Consider the following 14,927-nt stretch of genomic DNA (forward strand, 5'->3'; position numbering starts at 1 on the left):
CAAGCCTGCGCCAGCACCGACTCAGGTCGCGACTGCTAAACCTGCCCCGGCACCTGCAGCCAAAGCCGCTCCTGCGCCGGCCAAGACTGCCGCCGTGGCGACCGCCAAGCCAGCCGAAAAACCGGCTGCTGCCAAAGGCGCTGGGGGTACTTGGTACGCCGGGCAACCAACCAGCAACTATGTGGTGCAGATCCTCGGCACCAGCTCCGAAGCGTCTGCGCAAAACTTCGTGAAAGAGCAGGGCGGCGAGTACCGTTATTTCAAGAAAGTACTTAACGGCAAGCCGCTTTACGTCATCACCTACGGTAACTTCGCCAACCGCGATGCAGCCGTTAGCGCCATCAAGGCCTTGCCAGCGAAGGTTCAGGCTGGTAAACCTTGGCCTCGCACTGTCGCCAGCGTCCAACAGGAACTGGCAACAACTCGCTGAAGATTCGGCGGCCTTACCCAGGCCGCCTCTCCCGGCACCTCAAAATTTCCGCACGTGCGCGCCTTCTCTATAGATCGCGTGCCTTGTGGTGTCTGCGTCACAGTAGTCTTTGAGTCGTTGCGGTCAAAAATCAAAAAAGTTTTGACTAGCACAGCAGATAGCTTTAAACCTTTCACAAATGCGACATAGATTTGCGACATTTCGTCGTCAAATTTGTGAGCCTCTGTGTCGGTGTGTACAATGACCTCCCTTTTGCTCCCGCAAAGCTGGCGTACGTTCGGCGCGGATTGCAAGTGGTTGAATTGAAAAGAAATTTGCCTCGATAAGAGGCAGCCTGGTGAGAAAGTGTCTATGAAAGCAGGTCTGTACCAACCAGATGAATTCAAGGATAACTGCGGTTTCGGCCTGATAGCCCATATGCAGGGCGAGCCCAGTCATACCCTTTTGCAAACGGCCATCGAGGCCCTGACCTGCATGACCCACCGCGGTGGGATCAACGCCGACGGCAAGACCGGTGACGGTTGCGGTCTGCTGATTCAAAAGCCGGACGTGTTCCTGAGAGCCATCGCCCAGGAAACTTTCGGCGTCGAACTGCCCAAGCAATACGCGGTAGGCATGGTCTTCTTCAACCAGGACCCGGTTAAAGCCCAAGCTGCTCGCGAGAACATGAACCGCGAGATCCTGGCTGCCGGTCTGCAACTCGTCGGCTGGCGCAAAGTGCCGATAGACACCAGCGTCCTCGGCCGCCTGGCTCTGGAGCGCTTGCCGCAGATCGAACAAGTGTTCATCGGCGGTGAAGGCCTGAGCGATCAGGACATGGCGATCAAGCTGTTCAGTTCCCGTCGACGTTCGTCTGTGGACAACGCCGCCGACACCGATCACTACATCTGCAGCTTTTCCCACAAGACCATCATTTACAAAGGCCTGATGATGCCGGCGGATCTCACCGCCTTCTATCCAGACCTGAGCGATCAGCGCCTGCAAACCGCGATTTGCGTGTTCCACCAGCGCTTCTCCACCAACACCTTGCCGAAATGGCCGCTGGCGCAACCGTTCCGCTTCCTGGCGCACAACGGCGAGATCAACACCATCACCGGCAACCGCAACTGGGCCGTGGCTCGTCGCACCAAGTTCGCCAACGACCTGATGCCCGATCTGGAAGAGCTCGGCCCATTGGTCAACCGCGTCGGTTCCGACTCCTCCAGCATGGACAACATGCTCGAACTGATGGTGACCGGTGGCATCGACCTGTTCCGGGGCGTGCGGATGATCATTCCGCCTGCGTGGCAGAACGTCGAAACCATGGACCCGGATCTGCGTGCGTTCTACGAGTACAACTCGATGCACATGGAACCATGGGACGGCCCGGCGGGCGTGGTAATGACCGACGGTCGCTACGCGGTGTGCCTGCTCGACCGTAACGGTCTGCGTCCGGCGCGTTGGGTGACCACCAAGAACGGCTTCATTACCCTGGCTTCGGAAATCGGAGTCTGGAACTACCAGCCCGAAGACGTGATCGCCAAGGGTCGTGTTGGCCCTGGCCAGATCTTTGCCGTGGACACCGAAACCGGGCAGATCCTGGACACCGACGCCATCGACAACCGCTTGAAGTCGCGTCATCCATACAAGCAATGGCTACGCAAGAATGCCCTGCGCATTCAGGCAACCATGGAAGACAACGATCACGGTTCGGCGTTCTACGACGTCGATCAGCTCAAGCAATACATGAAGATGTACCAGGTCACGTTCGAAGAGCGCGACCAGGTGCTGCGTCCGCTTGGCGAGCAAGGCTACGAAGCCGTGGGCTCGATGGGCGACGACACGCCCATGGCCGTGCTGTCCCAGCGCGTGCGCACGCCGTACGACTATTTCCGCCAGCAGTTCGCGCAGGTCACCAACCCGCCGATCGATCCGCTGCGTGAAGCCATCGTCATGTCGCTTGAGATCTGCCTCGGTGCCGAGCGCAACATCTTCCAGGAGTCGCCGGAACACGCCTCGCGTGTGATCCTCAGCTCGCCGGTCATTTCCCCGGCCAAGTGGCGCTCGCTGATGAACCTCGATCGTCCTGGCTTCGAACGCCAGATCATCGACCTCAACTACGACGAAAGCGTCGGCCTCGAAGCGGCGATCCGCAACGTTGCCGATCAGGCTGAAGAAGCCGTGCGCGCCGGTCGTACCCAGGTTGTGCTGAGTGATCGTCATATTGCCCCTGGCAAGTTGCCGATCCATGCCTCGCTTGCCACCGGCGCGGTACACCACCGCCTGACCGAAAAAGGCCTGCGTTGTGACTCCAACATCCTTGTGGAAACCGCGACCGCTCGCGATCCACATCACTTTGCGGTGTTGATCGGTTTTGGCGCCTCGGCGGTCTACCCGTTCCTGGCCTACGAAGTGCTGGGCGACCTGATCCGTACCGGTGAAGTGCTGGGCGACCTTTATGAGGTGTTCAAGAACTACCGCAAGGGCATCACCAAAGGTCTGCTGAAAATCCTGTCGAAGATGGGTATCTCGACCATCACGTCGTACCGCGGTGCGCAACTGTTCGAAGCCATCGGCCTGTCTGAAGAAGTTTGCGAGCTGAGTTTCCGGGGAGTGCCAAGCCGCATCAAAGGTGCGCGTTTCGTCGACATCGAAGCCGAGCAGAAGGCGCTGGCTGCCGAAGCCTGGAGCCCGCGCAAGCCGATCCAGCAAGGTGGTCTGCTGAAGTTCGTCCACGGTGGCGAATATCACGCGTATAACCCGGACGTGGTCAACACCCTGCAAGCCGCTGTGCAGCAGGGCGACTACAGCAAGTTCAAGGAATACACGGCGCTGGTGGACAACCGTCCGGTGTCGATGATCCGCGACATGTTCAAGGTCAAGACCCTGGACACGCCGCTGGACATCAGTGAAATCGAACCGCTGGAATCGGTGCTCAAGCGCTTCGACTCCGCTGGTATCTCCCTTGGCGCTCTGTCGCCGGAAGCCCACGAAGCCCTGGCTGAAGCAATGAACCGCCTCGGTGCGCGTTCCAACTCCGGCGAAGGCGGCGAAGACCCGGCGCGTTACGGCACCATCAAGAGCTCGAAAATCAAACAGGTTGCGACTGGCCGTTTTGGTGTTACCCCGGAATACCTGGTCAACGCTGAAGTGCTGCAGATTAAAGTCGCTCAGGGCGCCAAGCCCGGCGAAGGTGGTCAGCTGCCAGGCGGCAAGGTCAACGGTCTGATCGCCAAGCTGCGTTACGCAGTGCCGGGTGTCACCCTGATTTCGCCGCCGCCGCACCACGATATCTACTCGATCGAAGACTTGTCGCAGCTGATTTTCGACCTGAAACAAGTCAACCCTAAGGCGCTGGTCTCGGTGAAGCTGGTCGCAGAAGCGGGCGTCGGCACTATCGCCGCCGGCGTGGCTAAGGCCTATGCGGACTTGATCACCATCTCCGGCTACGACGGCGGCACAGGTGCATCGCCGTTGACCTCGATCAAATACGCGGGCGCTCCGTGGGAACTCGGCCTGGCCGAAACCCACCAGACCCTGCGTGGCAACGACCTGCGCGGCAAAGTCCGGGTGCAAACCGACGGCGGCCTGAAAACCGGCCTCGACGTGATCAAGGCCGCCATCCTCGGCGCTGAAAGCTTCGGCTTCGGCACCGCGCCAATGATTGCCCTTGGCTGCAAGTACCTGCGCATCTGTCACCTGAACAACTGCGCCACCGGCGTCGCGACCCAGAACGAGAAGCTGCGCAAGGATCACTACATCGGCACCGTCGACATGGTGGTGAATTTCTTCACCTACGTCGCCGAAGAAACCCGAGAGTGGCTGGCCAAGCTCGGCGTGCGCTCCCTCGAAGAGCTGATCGGTCGTACCGATCTGCTGGACATCCTCGAAGGCCAGACCGCCAAGCAGCAACACCTGGACCTGACCCCGTTGCTGGGCAGCGATCACATCCCGGCAGACAAGCCTCAGTTCTGCCAGGTAGAGCGCAACCCGCCGTTCGACAAAGGCCTGCTGGCCGAGAAAATGGTCGATATGGCCACTTCGGCCATCAACGACAAGAGCGGCGCCGAGTTCGCCCTGGATATCTGCAACTGCGACCGTTCGATCGGCGCACGGATCTCCGGTGAAATCGCGCGCAAGCACGGCAACCAGGGCATGGCGAATGCGCCGATCACCTTCCGCTTCAACGGGACGGCCGGCCAGAGCTTCGGCGTGTGGAACGCCGGTGGCCTGAACATGTACCTGGAAGGCGACGCCAACGACTACGTCGGCAAAGGCATGACCGGCGGCAAGCTGGTCATCGTTCCGCCCAAGGGCAGCATCTACAAGACTCAGGACAGTGCCATCATCGGCAACACCTGCCTGTACGGTGCTACCGGTGGCAAGCTGTTCGCCGCCGGTACTGCCGGCGAGCGTTTCGCCGTGCGTAACTCCGGTGCTCATACCGTAGTCGAAGGCACGGGCGATCACTGCTGCGAGTACATGACCGGCGGTTTCGTCTGCGTCTTGGGCAAGACCGGCTACAACTTCGGTTCAGGCATGACCGGCGGTTTCGCCTACGTGCTCGACCAGGACAACAGCTTCGTTGACCGGGTCAACCACGAACTGGTGGAAATCCAGCGGATCAGCGGTGAGGCGATGGAAGCCTATCGCAGCCACCTGCAACGCGTGCTGAACGAATACGTCGCGGAAACCGACAGCGAATGGGGTCGTAACCTCGCTGAAAACCTCGATGACTATCTGCGTCGTTTCTGGCTGGTCAAGCCCAAGGCTGCCAACCTGAAATCGTTGCTTTCCAGCACCCGTGCCAACCCGCAGTGATATGCGCCTGAAGAGTTTGATGAGGTTTTAACAATGGCTGAACGTCTGAATAACGACTTCCAGTTCATCGATGTCGGGCGCAAGGATCCGAAGAAGAAACTGTTGCGTCAACGCAAGAAAGAGTTCGTAGAGATCTACGAACCCTTCAAACCCCAGCATTCGGCCGATCAGGCCCACCGCTGCCTGGGTTGTGGTAACCCGTATTGCGAATGGAAGTGCCCGGTGCATAACTTCATTCCGAACTGGCTGAAGCTGGTGGCCGAGGGCAACATCCTTCAGGCCGCCGAGTTGTCACACCAGACCAACACCCTGCCGGAAGTGTGTGGCCGGGTGTGCCCGCAGGATCGTCTGTGCGAGGGTGCGTGCACCCTTAACGACGGCTTCGGCGCGGTGACCATCGGTTCGGTCGAGAAATACATCACCGACACCGCGTTCGCCATGGGCTGGCGTCCGGACATGTCCAAGGTCATACCGACCGGCAAACGTGTTGCAGTGATCGGCGCAGGCCCGGCCGGTTTGGGCTGTGCCGACGTACTGGTACGCGGCGGCGTGACTCCGGTGGTGTTCGACAAGAACCCGGAAATCGGCGGTCTGCTGACCTTCGGCATCCCCGAGTTCAAGCTGGAAAAGACCGTGCTGAGCAATCGTCGCGAAGTCTTCACCGGCATGGGCATCGAGTTCCGTCTGAACACCGAAGTGGGCAAGGACGTGACCGTCGAGCAACTGCTCGAAGAGTACGATGCCGTGTTCATGGGCATGGGCACCTACACCTACATGAAGGGCGGCTTTGCCGGTGAGGATTTGCCGGGCGTGCACGACGCGCTGGACTTCCTGATCGCCAACGTCAACCGCAACCTGGGCTTTGAAAAGTCGCCGGAAGATTTCGTCGACATGAAAGGCAAGAAGGTGGTGGTACTGGGTGGCGGCGACACGGCGATGGACTGCAACCGTACGTCGATTCGCCAGGGCGCCAAGTCGGTGACCTGTGCCTATCGTCGCGATGAAGCAAATATGCCGGGTTCGCGCAAAGAGGTGAAGAACGCCAAGGAAGAAGGCGTGAAGTTCCTCTACAACCGCCAGCCAATCGCCATCGTTGGCGAAGACCGCGTCGAAGGCGTGAAAGTGGTCGAGACCCGTCTCGGCGAACCGGACGCCCGTGGCCGTCGCAGTCCTGAGCCAATACCGGGTTCCGAAGAGATCATTCCGGCGGATGCCGTGGTTATCGCTTTCGGTTTCCGCCCGAGCCCGGCTGCGTGGTTCGAACAGCACAGCATCCAGACCGACAGCCAGGGCCGCGTTGTAGCACCCGAGCAAGGTCAGTACAAGCACCAGACCAGCAACCCGAAAATCTTCGCCGGTGGCGATATGGTTCGAGGGTCTGACCTGGTGGTGACGGCGATCTTCGAAGGCCGTAATGCTGCCGAAGGGATCCTGGATTACCTGGGCGTCTAACCCCCCCCCGCTCCAGACCTGACATGCAATAACCCTGTGGGAGTTGGCCTGCCAGCGATAGCATCACCTCGGACTGACTGACACACCGAGGTGTCCGCATCGCTGGCAGGCCAGCTCCCACATTGGTTTTGTGGTGTTGCGAAAGCCGTGTTCCGCCGCGACAAATTGACCCGATAGACAAAAGGCTGACCTGCAACCGTGCCTTTTGCGTCGCGCTCTGAGAAAATGGCCGCACTTTTTTTCCGGATGCCGACATGACTGCCCTGAAGAACGACCGCTTCCTTCGCGCCCTGCTCAAGCAACCCGTAGACGTCACGCCTGTCTGGATGATGCGTCAGGCCGGTCGCTACCTGCCGGAGTACCGCGCCAGCCGTGCCAAGGCCGGTGATTTCATGAGCTTGTGCATGAACCCGGAGTTCGCTTGCGAAGTCACCATGCAGCCGCTCGATCGCTATCCGCAACTGGACGCGGCGATCCTGTTCTCCGACATCCTGACCATTCCTGACGCCATGGGCCAGGGCCTGTACTTCGAAACTGGCGAAGGCCCGCGCTTCAAGAAAGTGGTCAGCACCCTGGCCGACATCGAAGCCCTGCCGATTCCCGATCCGCACAAGGACCTCGGCTATGTCATGGACGCGGTCAGCACCATCCGCCGCGAACTGAACGGCCGCGTGCCGCTGATCGGCTTCTCCGGCAGTCCATGGACACTGGCCACCTACATGGTCGAAGGCGGCTCGTCGAAAGACTTCCGCAAGACCAAGGCCATGCTCTACGACAACCCGCAAGCCATGCACCTGCTGCTGGACAAACTCGCGCAGTCGGTCACCAGCTACCTCAACGGCCAGATCATGGCTGGCGCGCAAGCGGTGCAGATCTTCGACACCTGGGGCGGCAACCTGTCGGCGGCGGCGTACCAGGAATTCTCCCTGGCTTACATGCGTAAAATCGTCAGCGGCCTTATTCGCGAACACGAAGGCCGCAAGGTGCCAGTCATCCTGTTCACCAAGAACGGTGGCTTGTGGCTGGAAAGCATTGCCGACGCTGGCGCCGATGCCCTCGGCCTGGACTGGACCTGCGACATCGGCAACGCCCGTGATCGCGTCGGCAACAAGGTCGCCCTGCAAGGCAACATGGACCCGACCGTGCTGTACGCCAAGCCTGAAGCTATCCGCACCGAAGTCGGGCGTATTCTCGCCAGCTACGGCAAAGGCAGCGGCCATGTGTTCAACCTCGGCCACGGCATTACCCCGGAAGTCGATCCGGAACATGCCGGCGCGTTCATGCGTGCGGTGCATGAACTGTCGGCGCAGTACCACGAATAAGCTGTCTTTCTGAAGTATCTAAAGCCTGTCCGGACTTGCGCCGGACAGGCTTTTTTTATGCCCAGGTGTAGGTTTATTTTCATACATGTGTCTGATCAGTCCATGCAGCGACTTTTCCCGATTCCGTTGCAGATTTGTCCTACATAGAAATTGTCAGTCTCCCCGTAATGTTCCAGCCCCTTGCTCCGTGCGGCAGCGCCGAGCGATATCGCGAACCTTGGCGCCGTGAAACGCACCTTAACTACGATAAGCAGTCTGGAATACACCATGAAAATCACTTTCAACAAAAGAAGCGCGCTAATGGCCTGCACTTCTTCAATGATCCTGTTATCGACAATGCTGGCGACACAAACCGTTTCCGCTCACGGCTACCTCGAAGTGCCGCCATCGCGGGCACTGCTGTGCCAGAAAGGCGTAAACACCAACTGCGGCGGCGCGCAATACGAGCCGCAAAGCGTCGGCGAAACGTTCAAGGGGTTCCCGGCTGGCGTCGGCGGTGCTCCACTGCAAGGGCCGGTTGACGGCAAGATCGCCAGTGGCGGCCATTCGTTGTTTTCCGCACTGGACGCCCAGGCTGCCAACCGTTGGACCTTGAATGAAATCAAGGACCGCAACGTTGATTTCCAGTGGCACTACAAAGCGCCTCATCCCGTCACAAAGCACGAGTATTTCATCACGCGTAACGGCTGGAACCCCAACGAGCCGCTGAAACGCGCGACTTTCGAAAGTACACCGTTCTGCGCCGTCGACGGGGGCAATCAAATGCCCGCTCCTGGCGTGAAGCACAACTGCACCATCCCCGATGACAAGAACGGCCATCATGTGATCCTGGCGATCTGGACAGTCGGTGACACCGACGCCGCGTTCTACAACCCGACTGATGTGAATATTCTTGCAGAAGCTTCCCTGCCAGGTGGCTGGTCTGCCGTGGGTGGCATTGCACCGTCGACCGCCTTGCTGGAGGGCGACAAGGTCAAGGCTCGCGCATTCTCGGCTGCGGGCGAAAAGCCTGAATACAGCGTCGAAATCAGCATCGACGATGCAGAACAAGGGCAGCCGAACAACTGGTCGTTCAAACTGGCAGAAAAAATTAACGCGACTCACACCCTGGTGCGCGCCGGTGTTCGTGATGAACAAGGCAACATCGAGCCGGTGAAAGGCAACAACAGCCTGTACGCGCAGAAGGACAGCGGCGTCACCCGCTACGAAGTTCAGTTGGACATGAAGGAAGACGCGGCGGCACGCCTGTCGATCGCATCATTGCAGCCGGAATACCTCCTGGACAAAGGCCTGGCGAAGCTCGAGTTCAACATTCTGTCCAACCGCACGATGAATCTCGAGGCGACCCTGTTCGATCAGAACAACAAGCAGGTAGGCACCACTTCGGTACAAGCGCAAAGCGGTCCTGCATGGCTCTCGATGGACGTTCGCAGCAACCCTGGCGCTCATACCATGACCTTGGTCGGTACCACGCTGGATGGTCGCACGACTCGCCAGGATACCCAGGTGACCACGCTTACGGGTGAAGGCGCAGGCGCCGATCACGACTTCGTCTTCCCTGAAGGTCTGGACCAATACACCGCTGGCACCAAGGTGCTGCAGCCAAAAACCGGTGAAGTCTTCCAGTGCAAACCTTTCCCCGAATCCGGTTACTGCAAGCAGTACAGCCCTTCTGCCAACGGCTTTGAGCCGGGTGTCGGTGCTCACTGGCACATGGCCTGGGACAAGCTATAAGCCCTTCGTGTAGCACTTCAGGCGGTCCTTGAGCGATCGCCTGAAGGTTTATTTTCATTACGGGATCGAGTTGAAAATGACGTTTTTGGGTCATCCCAGGCAGCGCGTCTGGCTGCTGGTCATACCGATGGCTTACGCCGTATTTCTGGTTTGGCAGGAATGGCACTTTCGCGAAAGCGTCGTCGTGCCAGCACCTGCGGCAGTCTCGAAAGCGACGGTACCGTCCCGTGAACTACTCGATGCCACGGCCGTGGCCACCGTGCTGGGCTTCACCAGCGATGCAACACGAAAGGCTAGTACAGAATCCTTGACCCTGCAGGCCAGTTTCGTGATCTCCAGCGGCCTGTCCCGGGCGTTACTGGCGGACTCTCAGGGGGCTCGCATCTATCAGGTGGGCGACCGCTTGCCCGGTGGCAGCGTACTGCGCCGGGTCGAGCCAGGTCAGGTGGTGTTGTGGAACAAGGGGCGAGAAGAACTCCTGACATTGCAGCCCTCGGCTGCGCGTTTTCTGCGTCCGTTCGAGTTGCAGGAGGCGCCACACACAGTGCGGGTTCCCGCACGTTTTCTACGCCCGATTTCCGGGCCGTCAGAGTGATGAAACCGATGAACAGCTTCACTGGTGCGCATACCCTGCGGGCCATGTTTTTTCTAACCATTTTTGTCGCAGCGAGCCTTCCCGGCGTACTTCGGGCCGAGGGCGAAAAATGGCAACTGGCGATGAACAATGCCGAACTGCGCGACATCGTCGAAGAAATATCGACCATCCTCGGCACCACGGTCGTGCTGGACCCGCGGGTTACCGGGCGCATCACCGTGATGTCCCGACAGGCCCTTGATCGGGAGGGCGTGCGGCGGTTGTTCTATTCGGTGCTTGATGCCCACAACTTTACGGTGATCGACGAGGGCGATCGCATCCTCATTACCCCGGTGACCGAGGCTAAAACCCGCGCCGGCCAGACAACGGCAACAACCGCCACGGGATCGCAGTTTGTCACCCGGGTTCTGGAACTGAACACCAGTGCCGCCGCAGACATTGCCGGGCTGGTGCGGCCACTGGTTTCGACCAACGGTTATGTTGGTCCATCGGTGTCGGCCAACGCCGTGGTGATCACCGATACGGCCGCGAATGTGCAGCGTATCACCCAGGTCGTCCGCCAATTGGACGGTGGGCAGAACAATCAGCATGCCATGTTACTGCTGCGCCACGCGCAGGCAGCCGATGTGGCGCAGGTGATCGAAGCGACCCTGGGCAAGCGCAACACCGATACGACGATTCAGGTGTTGGCGGACCCACGGACCAACCGCCTGATTTTCATTGGCCCCCCGGTCGTGCGCAAACGTCTGCTCGAACTGGCCAGCAGCCTCGATGCGCCGTCCACCGCAACACTCGACAACGCTCGGGTTATCCGTCTGCGCTACAGCGACGCCAAACAGTTGGCCGAGGTGCTGGAAAGCCTGGGCCAGGGCAAGAAACAGGTCATTGCCGCAGGCAGTGCGCGGGAAACTGCGGCCAGTCCCACGTTCATGATCAAGGCGGACGAAAGTCAGAATGCACTGGTGCTGATTGCCGAGCCCGCGCAGATCCGCACCATTGAAAACATCGTACGCCAACTGGACCAACCCCGCGCCCAGGTACTGATTCATGCAGCGATTGTCGAGATATCCGGGGATATTGCCGAGGCGGTGGGAGTCCAGTGGGGCATTCGCACCGGCGACGCCAAGGGTTTCCTCAACTTTCCCGGAACGGACATCCCGATTGTCGGCGGGCTGACGTTTGACGAGAAAAAGTCAGCACCGGAAGGCGCCATTCTGCAACTGGGCAGTGACCGCTTCGGTGCGTTGATTTCAGCCCTGGCCAGCAGCACCCGCAGCAATCTGCTGTCCACGCCCAGCCTGCTGACCCTGGACAATCAGGAGGCAGAGATTATTGTGGGCCAGAACGTACCCTTCAAGACCGGCTCCTACGCCACTAACAGCAATGGCGCGGACAATCCGTTCACTACGGTCGAGCGCAAGGATGTGGGCATCAGCCTGAAGATCAAGCCCTACATCAACGAGGGATCGACGTTGCGGCTTGAGGTGGAGCAGGAGGTATCGGATATCGCGCCGACGGTGTCCGGCGTGGACTCCTCGGACCTGATCACCAACAAGCGGGCGCTCAAGAGCACCATCCTGGCCGACGATGGCGAGATTATCGTAATCGGCGGGCTGATCAGGGACAGCGTGCGTACCCAGCAAAGCGGTGTGCCCCTGCTGCGGGATATTCCTTATCTCGGCGCGCTGTTTCGCTGGAAACGGGACACCCAGACCAAAAGCAACCTGATGGTATTTTTGCGCCCGACCATCGTGCGCACCAAGGAGGACCTGTCCGAGGTCAGTGACCAGCGTTATAACGCGCTGCGCGACCTGAGCAAACCGGGTGCGCGAGGGAACAACTCGCTGCTGCTACCCGCGGATGCACGCCAGCTGTTCGAGCCGACGGGTGATGCACCAGTGGTCGACTTGCGTCAGCCGGCGCCGGTGAAGCCGTGAGCGAGCGGACATTACCCTTCGGTTTCGCCCGGCGTTTTGGTTTGCTGATCGAAGGTGAGGGCGTTGTGCTGCGACTGGACACGCCGCTCACCGCTCTGGCTGAAGCGCGCCGGGCCTGCGGCCGTGAACTGCCGCAGCACATCCTCGGCGCCGATGAGTTTGCCTTGCGCTTGGCATCGACTTACCGCGAGGGCCAGAGCGCGGCGGAGCAGGTCGCCCTGGGGCTGGATGATGAACTGGATCTGCTGAGCCTGGTCGATCAGGTGCCGCAAACCGCTGATCTGCTGGAGCAGCAGGGCGACGCGCCGATCATCCGCCTGATCAACGCGTTGCTCAGCGAGGCGGTGCGCGAGCATGCCTCGGATGTCCACCTGGAAACCTTCGAACAGTACCTGTCGGTGCGCATGCGAATCGATGGGCAACTGCGCGAGATGCTGCGGCCGCGACGTGAACTGGCCACCTTGCTGGTGTCACGGATCAAGGTCATGGCGCGGTTGGATATCGCCGAAAAACGGATCCCCCAGGATGGCCGCATGGCCCTGCGCCTGGCGGGTCATGAAGTTGATGTGCGGGTGTCCACACTGCCTTCGGCACACGGCGAACGAGTGGTCTTGCGCCTGCTTGATAAACAGGCCAGCCGGCTGGAGTTGCAGCGGCTGGGTATGCCGGTCGATACCCTTACGGCCCTCCATCAATTGCTGGGCAAGCCCCACGGCATTCTGCTGGTTACAGGGCCCACCGGGTCGGGCAAGACGACCAGCCTGTATGCAGCCTTGAGCAGCCTGAACGACCAGACCCGGAACATTCTCACGGTCGAGGATCCCATCGAATATCACCTGCCGGGGGTGGGACAGATGCCGGTCAATCCGAAGGTGGACATGACCTTCGCCCGAGGTCTGCGGGCCATCCTGCGCCAGGACCCGGACGTCGTGATGGTGGGCGAGATTCGCGATCGCGAGACAGCCGAGATTGCCGTACAGGCGTCGCTGACTGGTCACCTGGTGCTCTCGACTCTGCACACCAATAGTGCGGTCGGCGCGGTGACCCGGCTGGTGGACATGGGCGTCGATTCCTACCTGCTTGCATCCTCACTGGTGGGCATTCTTGCCCAACGCCTGCTACGAACCCTGTGCCCCCATTGCAAGGTGCCGTACTGCGCTGACGCGTCGGCCTGTGAGCGCCTGGGGGTGGATGTTGCAATGTCGCCGCAGCTATTCAAAGCCATGGGTTGCGAGCACTGCCAGAACGGCTATCGCGGGCGTATCGGCATTTACGAACTGCTCACTGTGACACCTTCCATTTCGGCGCTGATCCACCAGAGCGCCAGCGAGCAGGCTTTGCTCAACGAGACGCGCAAGGTCTCGCGCAGCTTGTTCCAGGATGGCCGTCAGCGAGTGCTCGATGGCCTGACCAGTCTGGACGAGTTGCTTCGTGTGACTCAGGAGGACTAGCGGATGACCACCTTCGATTACCGCGCCCACGATGCCCATGGTCGAGTCTGCAAAGGGCGGCTGGAAGCCGACGGCCCCCTGCATGCTCGCCAGCTACTGCGCGAACGCGGGTTATGGCCGCTCAAACTCAACGCCCGTGAGGGCGCCGGCCCCCGGCTTCGTAACGACCGCCTGGGTGCAGCGGAACTGGCTTTGCTGACGCTGCAACTGTCCACGCTGGTCCAGGCTGGCCTACCCCTGGAAGAAGCGTTGGATGCGGTGGCGAAGCAGAGCAGCCGGCGCAAAGTGGCCGGGTTGTTGTCGGCGGTCAGGAGCCGCGTGATGGAGGGGCATGCGCTGGCCATGGCGCTGAGTATGTTTCCCCGGGCATTTCCCGAGTTGTTCCGGGCAACGGTTGCGGCAGGCGAGCGTTCCGGGCACCTGGGAGAGGTCCTCGAACAGCTGGCGGCTTACACCCAGGCGCGTCAGGCTTCACGGCAAAAAATTCAGATGGCACTCGTTTACCCCTTGATCCTGATGTTGGCCAGTGTGGCGATCGTAGGGTTTCTTCTCGGGTTCGTGGTGCCGGACGTCGTAAAAATCTTCGTCGACAGCGGCCAGCCGCTGCCGTGGCTGACCCAGGCACTGATCGGCGTGAGCAACGGTTTGCGCGAGCATTTTCCGTGGTTGATTTTCGGGCTGGCGATGCTGGCAGGCCTGTGGCGCTGGAGCCTGCGCAAGGCAACCTGGCGCTTGCACTGGCATCGACTGGCCTTGAACGTGCCAGTCATGGGCGACGTGCTGCGGGCGGTGGAAGCCGCGCGGTTTGCCAGCACCCTGGCGATCCTTGGCAGAAGTGCCGTGCCCCTGGTGGATGCGCTGGAGATTGCGGCGGCAGTCATCGGCAACCTGAAGATTCGATCGCGGATGGTCGACGTGGCGCGCTCGGTACGGGAAGGCGCAACCCTGACCCGTGGCCTTGAACTGAGTGGCGACATCCCGCCGATGATGCTGCACATGATCGCCAGCGGCGAACGCGCTGGCGAACTCGACCGCATGTTGGCCAAAGCCGCCGAGCAGCAGGAAAACAGCCTGGCGGCGCGCATCGCCCTGGTTGTCAGCCTGTTCGAGCCGGCGATGCTGGTGGTGATGGGTGGCGTCGTGCTGCTGATCGTCATGGCCATCCTGCTTCCAATTCTCAGCCTCAACCAATTGGTGAATTGATCC

At 60.3% G+C, this 14,927-nt stretch carries 9 protein-coding genes; all 9 read left to right on the forward strand.

Features of this window, described 5'->3' with window-relative positions; all coding sequences use genetic code 11:
• Positions 1 to 430 (forward strand): SPOR domain-containing protein (locus L9059_RS22675; protein WP_247293138.1); only part of this gene is annotated, 430 nt, incomplete at its 5' end.
• A 351-nt stretch (positions 431 to 781) separates the two neighbouring features.
• Positions 782 to 5,230, forward strand: coding sequence for a glutamate synthase large subunit (gene gltB / locus L9059_RS22680; protein WP_247293139.1), 4,449 nt, complete (start codon positions 782 to 784; stop codon positions 5,228 to 5,230).
• Positions 5,231 to 5,263: 33 nt separating this feature from the next.
• Positions 5,264 to 6,682 (forward strand): FAD-dependent oxidoreductase, encoded by a 1,419-nt coding sequence (locus L9059_RS22685; RefSeq protein WP_247293140.1) that lies wholly within the window; start codon positions 5,264 to 5,266, stop codon positions 6,680 to 6,682.
• Positions 6,683 to 6,936: 254 nt separating this feature from the next.
• Entirely contained in the window at positions 6,937 to 8,004 is a 1,068-nt protein-coding gene (hemE, locus tag L9059_RS22690) for a uroporphyrinogen decarboxylase (RefSeq protein WP_247293141.1), read from the forward strand.
• A 267-nt stretch (positions 8,005 to 8,271) separates the two neighbouring features.
• Positions 8,272 to 9,738, forward strand: a complete 1,467-nt coding sequence (gene gbpA, locus L9059_RS22695; RefSeq protein ID WP_247293142.1) for an N-acetylglucosamine-binding protein GbpA — start codon at positions 8,272 to 8,274, stop codon at positions 9,736 to 9,738.
• A 76-nt stretch (positions 9,739 to 9,814) separates the two neighbouring features.
• Positions 9,815 to 10,333 (forward strand): type II secretion system protein N, encoded by a 519-nt coding sequence (locus L9059_RS22700; RefSeq protein ID WP_247293143.1) that lies wholly within the window; start codon positions 9,815 to 9,817, stop codon positions 10,331 to 10,333.
• 8 nt (positions 10,334 to 10,341) lie between these two features.
• Positions 10,342 to 12,270, forward strand: a complete 1,929-nt coding sequence (gspD, locus tag L9059_RS22705; RefSeq protein ID WP_247293144.1) for a type II secretion system secretin GspD — start codon at positions 10,342 to 10,344, stop codon at positions 12,268 to 12,270.
• Positions 12,267 to 13,721 carry a type II secretion system ATPase GspE gene (gene gspE, locus L9059_RS22710; RefSeq protein ID WP_247293145.1) on the forward strand — a complete coding sequence of 485 codons (1,455 nt, stop codon included), beginning with the start codon at positions 12,267 to 12,269 and terminating at the stop codon, positions 13,719 to 13,721. The genes gspD and gspE overlap by 4 nt, the downstream gene beginning before the upstream one ends.
• A 3-nt stretch (positions 13,722 to 13,724) precedes the next feature.
• Positions 13,725 to 14,924: a type II secretion system inner membrane protein GspF gene (gspF, locus tag L9059_RS22715; RefSeq protein ID WP_247293146.1), complete on the forward strand. Its 1,200-nt coding sequence runs from the start codon at positions 13,725 to 13,727 to the stop codon at positions 14,922 to 14,924.
• Positions 14,925 to 14,927: the final 3 nt, after the last annotated feature.

The organism is Pseudomonas violetae, from assembly GCF_023072615.1.
Lineage (GTDB): Bacteria > Pseudomonadota > Gammaproteobacteria > Pseudomonadales > Pseudomonadaceae > Aquipseudomonas > Aquipseudomonas violetae.